This is a genomic window from Caballeronia sp. LjRoot29, assembly GCF_964252755.1.
Lineage (GTDB): Bacteria > Pseudomonadota > Gammaproteobacteria > Burkholderiales > Burkholderiaceae > Caballeronia.
This window is the reverse complement of record NZ_CAXUPU020000009.1, coordinates 160503-179447: the sequence shown is the minus strand read 5'-3', so window position 1 is coordinate 179447 and position 18945 is coordinate 160503. Positions and strand designations below refer to the sequence as shown.

At 59.9% G+C, this 18945-nt stretch carries 16 protein-coding genes and 1 pseudogene; 7 read left to right on the top strand and 10 right to left on the bottom strand.

What is annotated here, in order from left to right:
• Positions 1–98 precede the first annotated feature (98 nt).
• The 3 genes from ftsZ (at position 99) to lpxC (ending at position 3373) form a co-directional block, all read left to right on the top strand.
• Positions 99–1292 (top strand): cell division protein FtsZ, encoded by a 1194-nt coding sequence (gene ftsZ, locus ACSQ83_RS13490; protein ID WP_089162465.1) that lies wholly within the window; start codon positions 99–101, stop codon positions 1290–1292.
• 271 nt (positions 1293–1563) lie between these two features.
• Entirely contained in the window at positions 1564–2067 is a 504-nt protein-coding gene (locus ACSQ83_RS13485) for a peroxiredoxin (RefSeq protein ID WP_414949651.1), read from the top strand.
• 388 nt (positions 2068–2455) lie between these two features.
• Complete coding sequence (gene lpxC, locus ACSQ83_RS13480; RefSeq protein ID WP_414949650.1) at positions 2456–3373, top strand: UDP-3-O-acyl-N-acetylglucosamine deacetylase; 918 nt, start codon at positions 2456–2458, stop codon at positions 3371–3373.
• A 49-nt stretch (positions 3374–3422) separates the two neighbouring features.
• On the opposite strand, the gene ACSQ83_RS13475 is transcribed toward lpxC, so the two are convergent.
• On the bottom strand, positions 3423–3914 hold the full coding sequence (locus tag ACSQ83_RS13475) for a DciA family protein (RefSeq protein WP_436228470.1): 492 nt from the start codon (positions 3912–3914) through the stop codon (positions 3423–3425).
• 260 nt (positions 3915–4174) lie between these two features.
• Here ACSQ83_RS13475 and secA point away from each other — a divergent pair, with 260 nt between their 5' ends.
• The 4 genes from secA (at position 4175) to ACSQ83_RS13455 (ending at position 9740) form a co-directional block, all read left to right on the top strand.
• Entirely contained in the window at positions 4175–6985 is a 2811-nt protein-coding gene (gene secA, locus ACSQ83_RS13470) for a preprotein translocase subunit SecA (RefSeq protein ID WP_436228469.1), read from the top strand.
• Between the two features lie 199 nt (positions 6986–7184).
• Positions 7185–8426 (top strand): bifunctional glutamate N-acetyltransferase/amino-acid acetyltransferase ArgJ, encoded by a 1242-nt coding sequence (argJ, locus tag ACSQ83_RS13465; protein ID WP_436228468.1) that lies wholly within the window; start codon positions 7185–7187, stop codon positions 8424–8426.
• Positions 8427–8442: 16 nt separating this feature from the next.
• Entirely contained in the window at positions 8443–9306 is an 864-nt protein-coding gene (locus tag ACSQ83_RS13460; protein ID WP_436228467.1) for an ATP-binding protein, read from the top strand.
• On the top strand, positions 9303–9740 hold the full coding sequence (locus ACSQ83_RS13455; RefSeq protein WP_436228494.1) for an NUDIX domain-containing protein: 438 nt from the start codon (positions 9303–9305) through the stop codon (positions 9738–9740). The genes ACSQ83_RS13460 and ACSQ83_RS13455 overlap by 4 nt, the downstream gene beginning before the upstream one ends.
• A gap of 17 nt (positions 9741–9757) precedes the next feature.
• On the opposite strand, the gene ACSQ83_RS13450 is transcribed toward ACSQ83_RS13455, so the two are convergent.
• The 9 genes and pseudogenes from ACSQ83_RS13450 to ACSQ83_RS13410 form a co-directional block, all read right to left on the bottom strand.
• Positions 9758–9949 carry a DNA gyrase inhibitor YacG gene (locus ACSQ83_RS13450; protein ID WP_165092589.1) on the bottom strand — a complete coding sequence of 64 codons (192 nt, stop codon included), beginning with the start codon at positions 9947–9949 and terminating at the stop codon, positions 9758–9760.
• Between the two features lie 56 nt (positions 9950–10005).
• Positions 10006–10761, bottom strand: a complete 756-nt coding sequence (zapD, locus tag ACSQ83_RS13445) for a cell division protein ZapD (protein WP_031360708.1) — start codon at positions 10759–10761, stop codon at positions 10006–10008.
• 156 nt (positions 10762–10917) lie between these two features.
• Positions 10918–11541, bottom strand: coding sequence for a dephospho-CoA kinase (gene coaE / locus ACSQ83_RS13440; RefSeq protein WP_436228466.1), 624 nt, complete (start codon positions 11539–11541; stop codon positions 10918–10920).
• Between the two features lie 26 nt (positions 11542–11567).
• Entirely contained in the window at positions 11568–12482 is a 915-nt protein-coding gene (locus ACSQ83_RS13435; protein ID WP_436228465.1) for a prepilin peptidase, read from the bottom strand.
• A gap of 54 nt (positions 12483–12536) precedes the next feature.
• Positions 12537–13090, bottom strand: a pseudogene (locus ACSQ83_RS13430) (ATPase, T2SS/T4P/T4SS family); the annotation flags it as partial.
• A 210-nt stretch (positions 13091–13300) separates the two neighbouring features.
• Positions 13301–14590: an HlyC/CorC family transporter gene (locus tag ACSQ83_RS13425; RefSeq protein WP_436228464.1), complete on the bottom strand. Its 1290-nt coding sequence runs from the start codon at positions 14588–14590 to the stop codon at positions 13301–13303.
• Between the two features lie 115 nt (positions 14591–14705).
• Positions 14706–16376 (bottom strand): tannase/feruloyl esterase family alpha/beta hydrolase, encoded by a 1671-nt coding sequence (locus ACSQ83_RS13420; protein WP_436228493.1) that lies wholly within the window; start codon positions 16374–16376, stop codon positions 14706–14708.
• A 186-nt stretch (positions 16377–16562) separates the two neighbouring features.
• Positions 16563–17573: a hypothetical protein gene (locus ACSQ83_RS13415; protein ID WP_436228463.1), complete on the bottom strand. Its 1011-nt coding sequence runs from the start codon at positions 17571–17573 to the stop codon at positions 16563–16565.
• 1 nt (position 17574) lies between these two features.
• Entirely contained in the window at positions 17575–18927 is a 1353-nt protein-coding gene (locus tag ACSQ83_RS13410; protein ID WP_436228462.1) for an MFS transporter, read from the bottom strand.
• Positions 18928–18945 lie beyond the last annotated feature (18 nt).

The following is an 18945-nucleotide window of genomic DNA, read 5'->3' as shown; positions in this document are numbered from 1 at the left end:
CACAAAGAATTCGCGCTGGTGCCGGCGGCTGGCGCGCGACAAGAGGTTGCCCGATCTCTTGCCGAATAACGCCGATTTTCATTCTTGACGGAGGCAATATGGATTTCGAAATGCTGGAAACGGAAACCAACGGAACGATCATCAAGGTCGTTGGTGTTGGTGGTGCAGGCGGTAATGCAGTACAGCACATGATCAACCGCGGGGTCCAGGGCGTGGACTTCATCGTGATGAATACGGATGCGCAAGCACTCGCGCGTTCGCGTGCCACTCAGGTGATCCAGTTGGGCAATACGGGTCTCGGAGCTGGCGCGAAGCCGGACATGGGCAAGGCCGCAGCGGAAGATGCGCGTGAGCGTATTGCCGATGCGTTGCGCGGCGCGCACATGGTGTTCATCACCGCAGGCATGGGTGGCGGCACGGGTACGGGTGCAGCACCGGTCGTGGCTCAGATCGCGAAGGAAATGGGCATCTTGACGGTAGGTGTGGTCAGCAAGCCGTTCGAGTTCGAAGGCGGCCGGCGCATGCGCGTGGCCGAAGCGGGATCGCAGCAACTGGAGGATCACGTCGACTCGCTGATCGTCGTTCTGAACGACAAGCTGTTCGAGGTGATGGGCGATGACGCGGAAATGGACAAGTGCTTCCAGTGCGCTGACGATGTATTGAACAACGCTGTTGCCGGCATTGCGGAAATCATCAACGTCGACGGGCTGGTCAACGTCGACTTCGAAGACGTGAAGACGGTGATGGGCGAGCAAGGCAAGGCAATGATGGGCACGGCGACGGTTGCCGGTGTCGATCGCGCGCGTCTTGCTGCTGAACAAGCGGTCGCAAGTCCGCTGCTGGAAGGCGTGGACCTGTCGGGCGCGCGTGGCGTGCTGGTGAACATCACGTCGAGCCGTTCGCTGCGTTTGTCGGAAACGCGTGAAGTGATGAACACGATCAAGTCGTATGCAGCGGAAGACGCGACCGTGATCTTCGGGGCGGTGTATGACGATGCAATGGGCGATGCCTTGCGCGTGACGGTGGTGGCAACGGGTCTTGGCCGCGCAGCGAAGAAGCAACAAGCTGCACCGATGACGTTGCTGCGTACGGGCACGGACAACGCGCCGATCGCGCACGCACAGCACAGCTACGCACCGCAGCAATCGAACGGCACGGATTACGGCGCGCTGGATACGCCGGCAGTGTGGCGTTCGTCGCGTGAAACGGCCGCTTCGCACGTGCAGGCGCTGCAGGAAAAGGGCGTGGATACGTACGACATTCCGGCGTTTTTGCGCAAGCAAGCCGACTGATGATGTTTGCCTCGGCGGCTGGTTTTTGTATTAAGCGCCCATAGGTAAAAGCGTCAGCAAAGGTCGTGCTGTCTCAGGTTTCAGGCCGCGTCTTCTGGACGCTGGACTGTGGCTGAGTGACCGCCTCAATTGCGTTCATCATCGTCTATATTGGGATGAGATCGAACTGGGAGAGCGGGGTGTGGCGCGACGACGTTGAATGCATGATGTATGACGAATCAAGCGGTAAATCGCTGGCGTGACCAGCACTGACTTAGTGAAAGGCCGATCCATGATCAAGACAGGTGAAACGCTGCCCGACGAACGCCTTTTCGAATTTATCGATGTGGCGACGGAAGGTTGCGCGGTGGGACCGAATGGTTTCTCGGTGCGCGAGCGGACGGCGGGCAAGCGCGTGGTGATCTTCGGATTGCCGGGCGCGTTCACGCCCACCTGTTCCGCCAGGCATGTGCCTGGTTTTATCGACAATGCAGAGAAGTTGGCTGCGGCGGGTATCGATGAAATCTGGTGTGTCTCCGTCAACGACGCGTTCGTGATGAGCGCGTGGGGACGCGATCTTCAAACCTCGGGCAAGGTAAAGATGATCGCCGACGGCAGCGCGCGTTTTACTCGAGCACTCGGCCTGGAGCAGGATTTGTCGGAGCGTGGCATGGGAATTCGCTCCCAGCGCTACGCCATGGTGGTCGATGACAGCGTGGTCAAGACGCTGAATGTCGAAGCACCCGGCAAGTTTGAAGTCAGCAGCGCTGAGAGCGTACTGGCGACGTTGAGTTAATGCTTGAAGCAGTGTTGAGCTGGTGTCGCGCTCATTTCAGGACGGAGACTGGGCCGAAAAGCGGTCCGAAGCGCGGGCGTCGTGTTGCATTCGTGCCACATAAAATGCCGTCCGATCTGTCTCTTGAAATACGCCGCAACAAAGTCTTAACAACGCCGTAACGCGGTGCCGGTGTCCGGGAATGCCTCCATTCTGGCCATCGGCCCAACCCTCCTGGTTTCGCGTCGCAGAGCATCTGGCGTGCCGAAATTACCCGGTAACTTGGAGAAACAAGTTGCAAGGCTCCTCCCGGGACGACGCGAAGCGATTAGAGTATACTCCGCGCTATTGAATACAAATTCACGATTGATTCTCTCAATCGAGAGTCACAATCGAAGCGAAAAAAATCATGTTGAAGCAGCGAACCATTAAAACCATCGTCAAAACCGTCGGCATCGGCCTGCATTCGGGCCGTAAGGTGGATTTGACGCTTCGGCCCGCGCCGGCCAATACCGGTATCGTCTTTGCGCGTATCGACCTGCCTGTTGCGGTGGACATTCCGGTGTCGGCCATGGCTATCGGCGACACGCGTCTGGCTTCGGTATTGCAGAAGGACGGCGCACGCGTATCGACCATCGAGCATTTGATGTCGGCGTGTGCTGGACTGGGTATCGACAACTTGTATGTCGATGTCACGGCTGAAGAAATTCCGATTATGGATGGCAGCGCTGCTTCGTTCGTGTTTCTGATCCAATCGGCGGGTATTGAAGAGCAGAACGCGGCAAAGAAATTCATCAAGGTGACGAAGCCGGTTGAAATCCGCGACGGCGATAAATTCGCGCGTCTCGATCCGTATTTCGGCTTCAAACTGAAGTTCACCATTGATTTCCGCCATCCGGCTGTCGATAAAACCGGTCAGGCGCTTGAAGTTGATTTCGCGAATACCTCTTATGTTCGGGATATTGCCCGGGCACGAACGTTCGGTTTTGCGCATGAAGTTGAAATGATGCGCGAACTCGGTTTGGCGCGCGGCGGCAGTATGGACAACGCCATCGTGCTCGACGAATACCGGATTCTGAATAACGACGGTTTGCGTTATGAAGACGAATTTGTGAAGCACAAGATGCTGGACGCAATCGGCGACCTGTATGTGGTCGGTCATCCGTTGCTGGCGTCTTATGCGGCATATAAAGGCGGCCACGCCTTGAATAACATGTTGTTGCGTGAGTTACTGGCGCACGAAGACGCTTATGAAATCGTGACGTTCGAAGATAAGCAAGCGGCGCCGCGTGGTTTCGCTTTCGATACCCAGACGGCGTTTGCGTGAAGTAGTTTGTAAGCGAGCATGAAAATGAGCGGCTGCTTTCGAGCGCCGCTCATTTTTTTTGTGTTTTCGCGTGATGACGCGCGGCCATTTTAGCGAGCGCTTCCTGAAGCGGCGACGGCTCCAGCGTTTCGGCGAGCGTTTGCAGCGCGTCGGCCCCGGCGGCGGACATTAGCGCCTGTTTGGGCGGCACGACGTCTTTCATCGCTTGCGGGCGTACGCGAATCTTCAGCGCATTGACTGCCCAGCCGCGCTGCTGCAAGTCGACCAGGAGACGCGGTTCGATGTGCCGAAGGCGCGCAGCGAGCGCGTTGTGGCCGGCGAAAAGGGCCAGTACACCGTCTTTAATGAAACCCGGTTCCACGTTGGCGCCGAGATAATCGGGCAGCAGCGCAGCCAGATCCCGTTGCAGCGCCGTGACCTGCTCAATACCGGCGCGCAGCGCGAGAAACTCGCTGCTACGGCCGAGCACTTCGGTCAGCGCCTGCGGCTTGCGGGGATCGAAGCGTGGCGGGGGCCTTGAATTCGGCGGAAATCGGCTCATTTTTCAATCTGTGGGGCTGGCGGCGATGCGCTGATTGTAACGCTGCGCACCGTGCGGCATGGCGGCGCGCTTGCCGCTCTGAAAGGCTCCGGCGTGCCGTTGGCCGATATGCCACAAACGATGTGCACGCAAGCTCCATCGGGGGCGCGTGCTAAAATCCCCGATTCGATTTCACCCATGGACTTAAGCCGCCGAGGTTCCCCGAACTGGGACGCAGCCAGCGCGCTCTAAGCCGATACCGCGACGCAGACACTGATCCGATGACCACCGGTTTCCTCCAAAAGTTTTTTGGCAGTCGCAACCAGCGCCTAGTCAAGCAGTACCAAAAGACCGTTGCGGCGATCAATGCTTTCGAGCCGACGATCGAGCAGTACACGGACAAGCAACTGCGCGCGAAGACCGACGAGTTCCGGCAACGCGTGGCGAGCGGCGAATCGCTCGACCGACTGCTGCCCGAAGCGTTCGCTGTGTGCCGCGAGGCCAGCAAGCGCGTGCTGAAGATGCGTCACTTCGACGTCCAGTTGATCGGCGGCATGGTGTTGCATTACGGCAAGATCGCGGAAATGCGCACGGGCGAGGGCAAGACGCTCGTCGCCACGCTGGCCGCGTATCTGAACGCGTTGTCCGGGCGCGGCGTGCACGTGGTCACGGTGAATGATTACCTCGCGCAACGCGACGCCGAATGGATGGGCAAGCTCTACAACTTCCTCGGGTTGTCGTGGGGCATCAACCTGTCGCAGATGGAACACGCGCAGAAGCAGGAAGCGTATGCCGCGGACATCACGTACGGCACGAACAACGAGTTCGGCTTCGACTACCTGCGCGACAACATGGTCTACGAGACCCACGCGCGCGTGCAGCGTCCGCTGAATTTCGCGGTGGTCGACGAAGTGGACTCGATTCTTATCGACGAAGCGCGTACGCCGCTCATTATTTCCGGCCAGGCCGAAGATCACACCGAACTCTACGTACGCATGAATGCGCTGCCGCCGCTGCTCGAGCAGCAGATCGGCGAAGAGAAGGCGGACGGCACGGGCGTCGAAAAGGTGGGCGACTACACGCTCGACGAAAAAGCGCGTCAGGTTTTCCTCACCGAACAAGGTCACGAAAAGGCCGAGCGTCTGCTCGCCGAATGGGGCCTGATCGGTGAAGGCGAGAGCCTTTACGCGGCGCAAAACATCACGCTGATGCACCACGTGTACGCCGCATTGCGCGCGCACACGCTGTTTTTCCGCGACCAGCATTACGTGGTTCAGGGCAATGAAGTTGTGATCGTCGACGAATTCACCGGCCGCATGATGACCGGTCGACGCTGGTCGGACGGCTTGCATCAGGCCGTGGAAGCCAAGGAACACGTCAAGATCCAGAACGAGAACCAGACGCTTGCGTCCATTACGTTCCAGAACTTCTTCCGCATGTATTCGAAGCTGTCCGGCATGACGGGTACGGCGGACACCGAAGCGTACGAATTCAACGAGATCTATGGCCTGGAAACGGTCGTGATCCCGACGAACCGGCCGCCGAAGCGTATCGACAAGCAGGATCAGATCTACAAGACCGCGAAGGAACGCTACGACGCCGTGACGCGCGATATCCGCGATTGCGTCGAGCGCGGACAGCCGGTGCTGGTGGGTACCACGTCTATCGAGGCGTCGGAATTGCTGTCCGGTCTGCTCACGCAAGCCGGTCTAAAGCACGAAGTGCTGAACGCGAAGCAGCACGCACGCGAAGCGGCGATTGTCGCGGAAGCGGGACGGCCGGCGGCGGTGACCATCGCGACGAACATGGCCGGTCGCGGTACGGACATCGTGCTGGGCGGCAATGTGGAGAAGCAGTCGTCGTTTATCGAGGCGGACGAAGCGCTCTCCGACGAAGAGAAGCAACGCCGCATCAAGCATCTCGAGGACGAATGGCAAGCGCTGCACGACCGCGTGAAGGCGGCGGGCGGGCTGCACATCATTGGTACGGAACGGCACGAGTCGCGTCGTATCGATAACCAATTGCGCGGTCGCGCCGGACGTCAGGGCGACCCGGGTTCATCGCGGTTTTATCTGTCGCTCGACGATCCGCTTTTGCGTATCTTCGCCGGCGATCGCGTGCGCTCGATCATGGACCGCCTGAAGATGCCGGAAGGCGAGGCGATCGAAGCGGGCATTGTCACGCGTTCGATTGAATCGGCTCAGCGCAAGGTGGAAGCGCGCAACTTCGACATTCGCAAGCAATTGCTCGAATACGACGATGTATCGAACGATCAGCGCAAGGTGATCTACCAGCAGCGCAACGAATTGCTCGAAGCAACGGACGTGGCCGAGACGATCACCGCCATGCGCCAGAGCGTGATCACCGAGGTGACGCGCACGTACGTTCCGGCGGCAAGCATTGAAGAGCAATGGAGCGCGCCGGAACTGGAAGAAGTGCTGCGCAACGAGTGGGCACTCGATCTCGCCGTTCAGGAAATGATCAACGAGTCGAATTCCATCGACGCTGACGAGATTCTGGAAGCTGTCGTTGCCGCCGCCGATGAAAGTTACGAAGCCAAGGTCGCGCTGGTGGGGCGTGAATCGTTCAGCGCGTTCGAGCGTTCCATCATGCTGCAGACGCTCGACAGCCGCTGGCGCGAGCACTTGGCCGCTCTGGATCACTTGCGTCAGGGCATTCATCTGCGTGGTTATGCGCAGAAAAACCCGAAGCAGGAATACAAGCGCGAGGCGTTCGAACTATTCGCCGCCATGCTTGATTCGGTGAAGCAGGAAGTCACGCGGGTTGTGATGAACGTGCAGATCCAGTCGCCGGAACAGCTTGAAGAAGCCGCTGAACAGTACGAGGAACGGGGCAGCCATCTGGAGAACGTGTCGTTCCAGCACGCGGATTTCACCGATGGCGCCGCGCCGGCGGCAGCCGTCGCAGCAGACGCCACTGCGCAGATGATCAATCAGGCAATGGCATACGGCGACGACACCACGGTTGCGACGCGCGTGGCAACCGACGACGTGCCGAAGGTCGGACGTAACGACCCGTGCCCATGCGGCAGCGGCAAGAAGTACAAAAACTGTCACGGCAAGCTCGCATAATTGGCGGTTTGGAAACCATAGGTAAGTAACAAAGAGCATTAGAGACAGGCGACGCAGCGATGCGTCGTTTGTCTTTGGCAAGCTGGTTTTGGTATCCCCGGATGTCTGTCTTTCAAACAAGCCGGGCTCCGTTTCTTTCATCTCCGTGTCGTTGCGTTTTTTGTGCAGCGGCACTCGCCACTTTTAGCGAGTCGCGAACATGGCCGTCAATTTCCCCTCGATCGATCCCGCCAACCTGTTTCCCGTCGCCGGCGTCACGCTAGGCTGGGCCGAGGCGAACATTCGAAAACCGAATCGCAAGGATGTGCTCGTTATTCAGCTCGAAGAAGGCGCGACGGTCGGCGGCGTGTTCACGCAAAACCGTTTCTGCGCGGCGCCCGTCACGGTGTGTCGCGAGCATCTGGACGCAGTGCGTGCGGGCGCCAAGGGCATTCGCGCACTTGTGGTGAACACCGGCAACGCGAACGCGGGAACCGGCGAGCCGGGCATGGCGCACACGCGCGAAACCTGTGAGACGCTGGCCGCGCTGCTGGACTTGCAAGCCACGCAGATCCTGCCGTTTTCCACGGGCGTGATTCTCGAGCCACTGCCGGTTGATCGTTTGAAAGCGGGATTGCCTGCTGCGCTCGCGAATCAAAAACCGGCTCACTGGTACGACGCGGCGCAAACCATCATGACGACCGATACGTTGCCGAAAGCGGTATCGCGTCAGGTTCAGATCGATGGCCATTCGGTCACGCTTTCGGGGATCAGCAAGGGCGCCGGCATGATTCGGCCGAACATGGCGACCATGCTGGGTTTTCTCGCCTGCGACGCCGCTGTCACGCAACCCGTCCTCGATACGCTGATCAAGCACGTGGCCGATCGCTCGTTCAACTGCATCACCATTGACGGCGATACCTCGACGAACGATTCGTTCATCGTGATTGCGTCGGGTAAATCGACGCTGCCGTTGATTACTTCTACGGATTCGCCCGCTTATGTCGCGTTGCGCGATGCGGTGACGTCGGTGGCGCAAGAGCTGGCGCAACTGATCGTGCGCGACGGCGAAGGTGCGACCAAATTTATGACGGTGACGGTGGAAGGCGGCACGAGCGAAGCCGAATGCCGCCTGATCGCTTACGCGATCGGCCATTCGCCCTTGGTCAAGACCGCGTTCTACGCGTCGGATCCTAATCTCGGCCGGATTCTCGCGGCTATCGGTTATGCGGGCGTGACCGATCTGGACGTGAACAAGATCGACCTGTATCTCGACGATGTCCTCGTCGCGAAGAACGGCGGCCGCAATCCTGAGTATCGCGAGGAAGACGGCCAGCGCGTGATGAAGAAAAGCGAGATCGCCATTCGCGTGCTGCTAGGCCGCGGTCAGGCCGACGCCACCATCTGGACGTGCGATCTCTCGCATGATTACGTCAGCATCAACGCCGATTACCGGTCTTGAGCCACCTAAATTTCCCATGGATAAACTCGAACAATTTCTGACCCGCGCCGAAGCTGTCCTGGCGCGCGTAGAAGGGATGTTGCCGCCGGCTCCGCCGGAAATCGACTGGAACAGTGCCGTGGCATTTCGCTGGCGCAAGCGTCAGGGTCGCGGTTTCCTGCAGCCGGTACCGAACCTGTCGCCGTTATCGCTCGATGATCTTTGCAATATCGAGCGCCAGAAGGGGCTGATCGAGCAGAACACGCGGCAATTCGTGCGCAAGTCGCCGGCGAACAACGTGTTGCTGACAGGGGCGCGCGGTACCGGCAAGTCATCGCTTATCAAGGCATGCCTGAACAAATACCACACGGAAGGGTTGCGGCTGATCGAAGTCGATAAAGACGATCTCCACGATCTCGGCGACATTGTCGACCTGATTTCAGAGCGGCCGGAACGGTTCATCGTTTTTTGCGATGACCTCTCGTTCGAAGAAGGCGAGTCGGGCTACAAGGCGCTGAAAGTGGCGCTCGACGGCTCGATCTCCGCGCAATCGGAGAACGTGCTGATCTACGCGACGTCGAACCGACGCCATTTGTTGCCCGAATACATGAGCGACAACGAGACCTACAGACACACGTCCGACGGCGAGATTCATCCCGGCGAAGTGGTTGAGGAGAAGATTTCGCTGTCCGAGCGATTCGGCCTGTGGGTGAGTTTTTATCCGTTCAAGCAGGACGACTATTTGACGATCGTCGGTCACTGGCTGAAGCACTTTGGATGTCAGGACGAAGAGATCGCCGGCGCTCGCGGCGATGCCCTCGTATGGGCGCTGGAGCGTGGTTCGCGTTCAGGACGCGTGGCGTGGCAATTTGCCCGCGACTGGTCGGGCCGCAAGGTATGACGGCGTCTGGTTCAAGCGTTTCAAACGTGGCGCCTGACGGGCGCAAGTTGACCGATGTCGCGGTCGGCGTGCTCGTGCAGCCGGATGGGCGTTATTTGCTGGCGCAGCGTCCGGAAGGCAAGCCGTATGAAGGTTACTGGGAGTTTCCCGGCGGCAAGCTGGAAGCGGGGGAAAGCGTTGAAGCGGCGCTCACGCGCGAATTGCATGAGGAATTGGGTATCGATGTGACCGCCTGCGAGCGCTGGCGGACGCTTGAGCACGATTATCCGCATGCTTATGTGCGGCTTTACTTCTGCAAGGTGACGGCGTGGAGCGGTGAACCGGTCGGCCGCGAAGGTCAGGCGCTGGCCTGGCAGCATCTTCCCGCCGATGTCGCGCCGTTGTTGCCCGCCGCCATTCCGGTGTTGGAATGGCTCGCGGCTGAAGCGGTTTAGTTTTACTACGCCAGGCCTCAGTTCAGGCCGCTGTGCGAGTCTTCATCGGGTGGCGTGTCTTGCTGACCGCCGCCGATCTTGTACTTCTCGGTCGCCCAGGCGCCGAGATCGATCTGCTTGCAACGGTCTGAACAAAACGGACGAAAGCGGCTTTCGGGAACCCAGCGGACGTCCTTCTCGCAAGTCGGGCATTTAACGATAGTGGTCATTCTGCAGAGCGGATTTAAAGAGGTTGAGTTCAGTAAATGGGGTTTCTAAGCCCAACTTAAAGACTGCATAACGTCAGGTGAAAAGGGATGTCAGCGTCTACTGCACGTGGCCTCAGATCGCCGTCCTGAACCGTAAAGCGCACCCACAGCATGTACTTGTTCGCGCTCGCCTCGGGAATCAGGCGCGTGTCTGAGGGCACCCGCACTTGCATCAATTGATAAGTCCGACCTGACAGCATCTGCTGATAGCTGCCTTGCATTGCCATGACTTTGGACGCTTGTCCCGACTCGCGCGCGAGTCGCAGCACGATAGTGGCAGCGTCGCGTAAGGGCAGCATGGGCGTGACCCATTTCGCGATGTCGCCGCGGCGCTCCTCGGCTGGATTTTGTTGCCACGCGAAGTACGACGGCAGGTCAAACCGGCAGGTTCCGCCCGGAATAATCGTACGGCTGCGAATGCTCGCGAGCCATTCGTTATCGGCCAGATGCTGGCCTGTCTTGCCCTGCATCTGCCCGAGGCCGGCCAAAGTCTGCTCGATTTCGCCCAGCACCGACTCCAGCGCATCCTGCTCGATACCGGGGTTGCCGCGGAATGGGGCGAGCGTCTGGCGTTGCCGCTCCAGCTCCTTCATCAGGTCCGCTTTCAGATCCGTGCGGCCCGCGACTTCGGCGATCTCGAACAACGTGGTCAGTGCAGCGTGATGTTCGCGCGGGTCTTCTTGAGTCAGAAAGAAGGTGAAGCGCTCGAAAAGATCTTCGAGACGCAGCAGCGTTCTGATTCGCTCGTTGAAGGGGTACTCGTAAAGGATCAAGCGCGCTCGCCTCGGCGTTGGTCGAAAGGTTCGATGTCAGAAAGTGAGGACATTCTAATGCCGCATCAAACTCACGGCAAATCCGCACGTTTAATCACATTTGGCGCGCATTTTCAGCGGCGTTGGTGATGAGTTCGAACGCAATGCGTGCATTTGCTAGGTACGCGGTTTGCTGTTGCCGGACGCCATTGCCACATAGCGCACGTGCAACGCGTCTACCTCGCGCTGCAGCGTTTCCAGAGTGGCCGCGGAGTCGTTAACGACGACGTCGTCAGCGGCCGCCACGCGCGCTTCACGCGTGGCCTGACGCTCGATGATGGCGAGCACCTGATCGCGTGTGAAGCCATTGCGCCGGATCACGCGCTCGATCTGCGTGTCCACCGGGCAGTCGACCACGAGAATGCGCTGCACCTTGCTCGCACGGTCGCCCGCTTCAATCAGCAATGGCACCACGACGATGTGATAAGCCCCTTGCGCTGCATTGCGTTGACGCTCGCTTTCGGCGCGGATCAGGGGGTGGGTGATCGATTCGAGTTGAGCTTTGGCGGTGTTATCGGAGAAAACGCGGGTGCGCATTTTCGCTCGATCCAGCGAGCCGTCGGCAGCGACGTATGCAGGGCCGAACGTGCTCTCGATCAACGGCATGGCGACGCCGCCGGGTACGGTGATCTGGTGCGCGATCAGGTCGGTATCGATGACGGGCACGCCCCGCACGGCGAACATATCCGCCACCGTGGTCTTGCCGCTGCCGATTCCGCCTGTCAAGCCGATGCTGAACATCGTTCAACTCCCCTTTTTCGTTGCGCTTATCCGCCGAACAATGCGTAAAGCGGTGTACCGAAAAATAACGTAATGACGCCGCCTGCCGCTAGAAACGGCCCGAACGGCAGCGGTTCTTCAAATCGCATCTTGCCAATACCCGTTGCCGCCAGTCCGAAGATGGCGCCCGCCACCGCCGACACCAGCACCACCTGCGGCAGCGCTTGCCAGCCTAGCCAGGCGCCCAGCGCGCCGAGCAGCTTGAAGTCGCCGTAACCCATGCCTTCCACGCCGCGTACGAGCCTGAACAGCCAATACACGCACCAGAGAAACAGATAACCCGCGATCGCCCCGATCACCGCTTCGTGCAGCGGGACGAACGCAGTGTCGCCGAGATTGACGATCAGGCCAGCCCACAGCAGCGGTAAGGTCAGCGTATCGGGCAGATAACGGGTATCGAAGTCGATCAGGCTCGCAGCCAACAGCGTCGCGCACAAAGCGAACGCGGCGAGCGCGATCAGCGTGGGTCCGAACGCAAACAGCGATAGCGCCGCAAACAGCGCGGTCCCCAGTTCGGTCAGCGGATAACGCGCGCTCACGCGTGCCTTGCAGTTTGCGCAACGGCCGCGCAGCAGCACGTAACTCGCGACCGGAATATTCTCCCACGCACGCAATACATGGCCGCAGTGCGGGCATGCGCTGCGGGGTACGGCGAGGTTGTAGCGGGGAGTCGGTGGCGCGTCCGTAAACGCGTAGTCCTCGCTGTTGATAGCGTTTTCCGCCTTCCACGCGCGTTCCAGCATGATCGGCAGGCGGTGCACGACAACCGTCAAAAAGCTGCCGATCACCAGCCCGAGGACAAACGCGAAACCATACTGCGCCGCGAGCGGCAACGCGCCGAATGCGGAACTGTAAGCGTCGAGATAGCGGCCTGAAAACTCCGCCTGATACAAAGGCTGCATAGCTGTCCTGAGTTGAATTCGGCTGCGATCCTACACCAGCTACACCATATTCCAATACAGCGAGAGCGTTTTGCCGCTGCCGGTAGGACCGGTGACCAGCGCAAGTCCGTGCGGCGCGTGAACAGCGGCTTTTATGATCTTCTGCTGATCGAGGGTAAGCCCCGAAGCCGCCAGCGATAAATCCGGCGGCAGTGATTCCAGGCGGCGCAACACCGTTTTTCACCGAACAGCACCGGCAGAGAATTCACGCGATAGTCTTCCGGATTTCCGTTCGCCAGTGGCAATCGCAAACGTCCGTCCTGCGGTACGCGCCGCTCGGCGCTGTCCACGCACGCCAGCACTTTGATCCGCGTGATGAACGCGTCACGCAGATGCGGCAGCGGCTTGAGAAAGGCATGCGATGCACCGTCGATGCGCAGGCGGATGCGCCGCTCGTGCTCGCCCGGTTCGACGTGAATATCGCATGCGCCGCGTGCAGCGGCTTCACACGGGGTCTCGGTGAGCAACGCAACGGCGGGTGCGTTGTCGGCGTGCGGAGTTGCATCGGCCGGACGAGCGGACAGTTGCGGCGTCGGCCGCGAAAACGCAGTGGGGAGGGAGGACGGCATGGCGTGGCTCGGCGAACGGGATGCCCTGATCTTCTGCCTTCACGCGCCTCGTTCCAACTCGGCCGAACGGCTAACGCTCGGCAATGCTAAAAAACCGGCCGAACGGCTAACGCGGCTCGACAGGTGATTTATGGCGGCGGAAACGGCGCAAGCTGATGCGCCCAGATACCCGACGCGGAACCCGAGCTACCCATGGTCCCCACTTCGTCGCTACCCCTGCTTTCTGAGCACCACGCCTTGCGGCCGGAATATTTTCACGGTGCGTATCGCCTGGTCGTCGCTGCGCATGACTTCGAAATGCACGCCGGCAATACGCACGCTCACGTCGCCGTCCGGAATCTCTTCCAGGGTCTCGAGGATCAGGCCGTTGAGCGTCTTGGGGCCGTCGGTGGGGAGCGACAGTTTCAACCAGCGGTTCAGTTCGCGCAACGGCATGCTGCCCGCCACAATGCATTCACCTTCCTCGTTCCAGCCGCCACGCGAACCAGCGCCGCGCGGAATGGTCGTGGTGAACTCGCCAATCAATTCTTCAATGATGTCTTCCGGCGTCACCAGTCCCTGCAGTTCGCCATATTCGTTCACCACAATCGCAATTCGATGCCGGCTCTCCTGAAAGAATTGCAGTTGCTGGAACACGGGCGTGCCTGCCGGCACAAAGTACGGTTCGGCCAGCAGTTCGCGCAAGGTCTCGCGCTCGAATTCCTGGTTATGCAGCGCGGAGAGCGTCTTTCTTACGTGCAGAACCCCCAGCACGCGGTCGATGTCGCCCTGATACACCACGAGCTTGTTGTGATAGCAGGTCTCGAGCTGATGCAGGATGGTGTCGAAGGGGGCATCGAAATCCAGGGCTTCAATCCGGCGGCGCGGGATCATCACGTCGTCGACGGTGATGTTCTCCAGATCGAACAAGTTCAACAGGATGCTGCGGTGCTTGGTCGGCATGAAATTACCCGATTCCAGCACGATGGTGCGCAATTCCTCGGTGGAAAGCCGCTGGTCCCGGCCTCCTTTCGTGTTGATGTGCAGCACCCTCAGCACGCCGTTCGCAAACAGGTTGACGAACCAGACGACCGGCCGGGCCGCCCGCATCAACGGCGACAAAATCAGGCTGGCCGGAAGCGCAACCTTTTCCGGATAAGTCGCGCCGACAATCTTCGGCGCAATTTCCGCAAACACAATGATCAGGAACGCGACAACTCCGGTCGTTATCGACAGCACCACATTGTTATGGCCAAAAGTGCGCAACGCGATGGACGTTGTCAGCACCGGAATGATCGTGTTGATCAGATTGTTGCCGATCAGGATCACGCTCAACAGTTGATCGGTTTTGGCGAGCAGGCCCTGCGTAACGCGCGCGCGCAGCGAACCCTGGTTGGCGAGGTGTTTGAGCCGATGGCGATTGAGCGCCATCATCGACGTTTCGGAAATCGAGAAGAATGCGGAGAAAAACAACAGCAGAAAAATGGCGCAGATTTGCGCCCATAAGGGAATGTGGTCCACGCGCGATCTGGAAAGGGAGGATGGGAAAGACTATAGCAGAGCAGAAAGCGATTGCTTCTCTTGCTAAACAAGCCTTCCGGACGCTAGTTCGACCGGTCCGGTCCTCCCTCGTTGATTACTGGCTACAACTGAAACTCGCGGCTGAATTTACGTCGCCACCGGCATATTTCGGCCAGGTCGGGTAACGGCACAGCGGCCGCGACCGTCCGGCAGTCGCAGCGGTCGAGTCAGTGACTGTGAGTGTTTCCGGCGTGGTGCCGCTTTCAACCCATTGTTCGAGCGCGCCAAGGGAATCGACTTGCGGCAGGAATGGCCCGGTGCCGTGGCCTACGCCAGGCATCAGGTAGAAGCGCACGAAACTATCGACGGAAGCCTGACCGAATTTCTGCACCAGCGCGTTGTAGTAATCCACGGACGAATCCGTGCTGACGATTTCATCGGCGAGACCGTGGGTGATGATCGCCTTGCCACCCTTTGCGATAAACGCCGAGAGGTCGGGGTTGGTCGCATCGCTTTCAGCGGAAACTTGCTGGACTTGTGCCTGATACGCACCCGGATTCAGCGGATCGAAGGTGAGGGAGTTGAACGTAGGAATACGCGTGATGAAGTACTTCACCCACTGGTCGCCGGTGACCCACTGGTTCGCGTCGTTCTTGCCAGCGGGGTTGGCCGGTATGGGTGACGTGCCGAAGTTGCGCGTGGTGTACTGACCCGCAAATACGGAACCGGCGAGGATGTTGTACCCGGCGTAACGGGTGACGCCATTCGCGAGCGGATAGGGCAAGACCATTGGCGAGGCAATGGTGTTCACGGTTGCGATCTGCGCGTCGGAGAGGCAGGTGTCTCCCGTGTCTTTGCCGGCCGCGCAGCGCAGGGCCGTGAGCACAGCGGGCGTTTGAAGCTTGCACGCCGCGACGTTCGAGATGATGCCGTCGGCTACGCCATCGAGCGTGTCGCAGGCTTTCGTTACGGCGTTCTCGAGCAGCACGGTCTTGTTCACGTCGAGCCAGCCCGCGCCGCCATTCAGATAAAGCGCGCGGCCAAGCACGACGTTGGAAAGCCGCAGGCCCGTGTAGTTAAGCGCGGGGCGGTTGACGACGATGCCGTCGTAGTCGGCCGGCCATCGCTGGATGACGGTGAGGCCGTCGCGGCCGCCAGTTGAGCTGCCGAAGAAATACATTTTTGTGGGTGCAGCGCCATAACGTGTCTTCAGCAGCAGCATGGCGACGTCGTGAGTTTTCTTAAGCGTCAGGCCACCGTAGTTGGCGAGCGCTTCATCGTTCGCGGCGAACGAGCCGTCGGTGATGCTTTTGCTTTGGTGACCGGAGTCGTCGCCGAAGGTTACGTAACCGCGGGCAAGCGGTGTCGATGAACCGGCGGGCGCCATGTCGAGTGCGGCAAGGCCGGTGATGAGCGTGCCATCGAATCCGCCGCCGCCATATTGCAGCGCCTTTTTGTTCCATGCTGTCGGCAAGTTGACTTCGAAGTTGATGTTTGGCGCAGTTGCATCGACGGGTGCAATGGTGCCGTTCACCTGGCAATACTCGCCAGACGTGGCCGACGCCGCGACCAGTGTCGCGCTTGCCACCGTGGCGCCGTTGCTGGGAACGCCTATCGACGTCGCCGCAATCTTGGTTCCGTTGAGGGCAGAGCATGCCGCGGCGGACGAAATGGGCGGTGTCGGTGGCGTAGGAGGCGCACCGTCGTTATTCGACGATGAACCGCCGCAACCGGCCAGCGCAACGACAAGAAGGGATGTGCCGCAAGCGGCGAGGGTGTTTTTCATCATGCTGTCTCCGTATGTTTATTAACCACTGCTGCATCGGACAATTGAGCTAAAGGAACCAAACGAACCAAACGAACCAAACGAACGCTTGCCGGTAAACCAATAAAGAAACCACATACCGTATGGACGACGACGTTCCCGTCGCCCAAGCAACGTTCTTGAATGTCGTGATGGTCTGCGCTGTGTCTAGTCCGTCGCGCCGGCGATCGATGAATCGACCACGCTTGCAACACGCTGTGCGTCGAACAGCGCTCGCACGCCTTCGTGCGAACCGAGCATCGCAGCGCCGTTGTGACCTACGCCGGCGACTTCCATACAGCGATGTCCAAGCCCTGCGTGGCGGGCTTCGAGGTACGAAAAGTAATAGCGTCCGCGCGCAAGCCGATGAGACCCTTGCGCTGCGGCCGCACACGATCGGTCGAGCGCGTCGTGGTGCGCATCGCAATCCTGTTGACCGAGCAGATAGATAACGTCGCTTGCGGCGTAACGTGTTTCGAGCGCATCGAATGACGCGGACTCCGCGTAGCGTGGCGCGCGCCGCACGCCGTACTTCCAGTCATCCACCCCCGGGCACGCGGTGGTATCGGCGGGACGCAGAACGCCGTCTTCATAGGGGCGCATTGAATCGAAGTACACATACGACGATGGATTCGCGATCACATACCGGCATCGCACACCGGCCACGTTGCAGCCAGCGCCCACGATCGCGTACCGGTGCGCGACCTGCGCGCCACCCGAATGCCCGGCGATCACCACGTCGCGCAGAGCCGGATAACGAGCGGTATCCGCGAATTGCGCAATGAATGCATCGAGGACATCGAAGGAACTCAGCGGCGTGGGACCGAGCGCGTCGTCGCCACCCATCCATGAAGTCCATTCCCAGTGCAGCGTGTCGGCGGACAAGCCATGCTCTGCAATATCCGCAGCGGCCAAGAACTGCGGCACGAGCAGCAATGTATGGGCGGGATCGGTCGATGCCGCCGCGAGCGCATGTTGCGCCGAGAGCAGATAAGCGTCGGCATCGCGCAAACGGCCGTGCAACAGGATCACGATTCGCGAAATATTTGCAGCATTCCGTTCTTCTATCGACCGGTAAAACGGTACGGTACCCGTACCACGCGACGTCACCACGCGCAGCCGTTCGTTGCCGACTGCGCTTACCGGGTGCTCGTTGCGAGCCTTATGTGAGGAGTTCATTTCAGTCCAGCGGGAGGGCATCGGGATCTCGGCGCAGACGCTGCCCGGAACGTGTCAACCCGACCAGCCCAAGCGACACGAAACCCGCGAAGATCAGGTAATACGCCGGCACGATATTCGATCCAGTCACGGTGATGAGCGTGGAGACGGTCAGCGGTGCAAGACCGCCGAACAGCGTCACCGCGATGTTGTACGAAAGCGCGACGCCGGTAGAGCGCGTGGCAGTGGGGAACAACTGTGTGAGCATGCCGGGATGCGGCCCCGACATCAGACTCAGCACCACGGTCGCGACCATTTGCGCTGCGAAAACGCGGCCGGGTGTTGGGGACGCGAGCACCCATGCAAACAGCGGATATGCGATCACGACCCAGACAATCGTCACCGGAAAGAACAGCCGGTACGCGCCGATCCGGTCCGCGAGTTTCCCTGCGAGCGGATATCCCACAATCGAGACGAGCCCTGAAACCGCCGTACCGAACAACGCGTTCTTCAGCGGCAAGTGCAACTGGCGCTCGACATACAGCGGCATGAACGTGTGCCACAAATAATTCGTTGCCGTCCCAACGATGATCACGCCCATCGCGCACAACGACGCGTCGCCGCGTTGCCGGAAAAAACCGCGAATGGTTTGCCGGGGCGCGTGGCCAAGCCGTTCACGCAACTCGGCGAACTCGGGCGATTCCGCGACCTTGTGGCGGATATAAAACCCCACAGGCCCGACCAGCGCGCCGACCAGGAAAGGCACGCGCCAGCCCCATGACTCAAGCGACGCCCGGTCCAGATTCGATGTCAGGAAATAGCCAAACGCCGATGAAAGCACGAGCGCCACCGCCTGCGAAGTCATCTGGAAGCTGCCGAAGAACATCTTCTTGCCGCGCGGCGCGTATTCCGTGAGCATCGCGGCAGCCGTGGCGAACTCGCCGCCAACCGACAATCCCTGCATGACGCGTGCGAGCAGCACCAGCAATGGCGCGGCAAACCCGATAGTCGAATAGCCGGGCGTGAGGCCCATCAACAAGGTGCTGGCGGCCATCAACAAGATGAGCATGGAAAGCGTCTTGCGGCGCCCGACGCGATCCGCATAAGCGCCAATGAAGATCCCGCCGAGCGGGCGCACGATGAATCCAACCGCAAATGTGCCGAGCGTCAGCGTCGTTGAAAGTGCCGTGTTGCCGACCGGGAAAAACACGTGCGCGATGATTTTCGCGAAGTAGCCGTAGATCAGGAAATCGAACCATTCCAGCCCATTGCCGATCACCGACGCCAGCACGGCGCGGCGAATCTGCGCCTTGCTAAGCGACGCCAGCGAAGCTGGCGCGTGGTCGGCCGAATTGGGTGGGAAGGTCGTTTCCATATGTCTCCGGATTCGTGC

What these genes read in the sequence shown, in the direction of transcription:
- ACSQ83_RS13435 (WP_436228465.1), bottom strand. Translation starts at nt 12,482, where the DNA reads ATGCAGCCTTTGTATCAGGCGGAGTTTTCAGGCCGCTATCTCGACGCT.
- coaE (WP_436228466.1), bottom strand. Translation starts at nt 11,541, where the DNA reads ATGTTCAGCATCGGCTTGACAGGCGGAATCGGCAGCGGCAAGACCACG.
- ACSQ83_RS13450 (WP_165092589.1), bottom strand. Translation starts at nt 9,949, where the DNA reads ATGACCACTATCGTTAAATGCCCGACTTGCGAGAAGGACGTCCGCTGG.
- ACSQ83_RS13485 (WP_414949651.1), top strand. Translation starts at nt 1,564, where the DNA reads ATGATCAAGACAGGTGAAACGCTGCCCGACGAACGCCTTTTCGAATTT.
- ACSQ83_RS13420 (WP_436228493.1), bottom strand. Translation starts at nt 16,376, where the DNA reads ATGAAAAACACCCTCGCCGCTTGCGGCACATCCCTTCTTGTCGTTGCG.
- ACSQ83_RS13410 (WP_436228462.1), bottom strand. Translation starts at nt 18,927, where the DNA reads ATGGAAACGACCTTCCCACCCAATTCGGCCGACCACGCGCCAGCTTCG.
- lpxC (WP_414949650.1), top strand. Translation starts at nt 2,456, where the DNA reads ATGTTGAAGCAGCGAACCATTAAAACCATCGTCAAAACCGTCGGCATC.
- ACSQ83_RS13475 (WP_436228470.1), bottom strand. Translation starts at nt 3,914, where the DNA reads ATGAGCCGATTTCCGCCGAATTCAAGGCCCCCGCCACGCTTCGATCCC.
- ACSQ83_RS13415 (WP_436228463.1), bottom strand. Translation starts at nt 17,573, where the DNA reads ATGAACTCCTCACATAAGGCTCGCAACGAGCACCCGGTAAGCGCAGTC.
- argJ (WP_436228468.1), top strand. Translation starts at nt 7,185, where the DNA reads ATGGCCGTCAATTTCCCCTCGATCGATCCCGCCAACCTGTTTCCCGTC.
- ACSQ83_RS13455 (WP_436228494.1), top strand. Translation starts at nt 9,303, where the DNA reads ATGACGGCGTCTGGTTCAAGCGTTTCAAACGTGGCGCCTGACGGGCGC.
- secA (WP_436228469.1), top strand. Translation starts at nt 4,175, where the DNA reads ATGACCACCGGTTTCCTCCAAAAGTTTTTTGGCAGTCGCAACCAGCGC.
- ftsZ (WP_089162465.1), top strand. Translation starts at nt 99, where the DNA reads ATGGATTTCGAAATGCTGGAAACGGAAACCAACGGAACGATCATCAAG.
- ACSQ83_RS13460 (WP_436228467.1), top strand. Translation starts at nt 8,443, where the DNA reads ATGGATAAACTCGAACAATTTCTGACCCGCGCCGAAGCTGTCCTGGCG.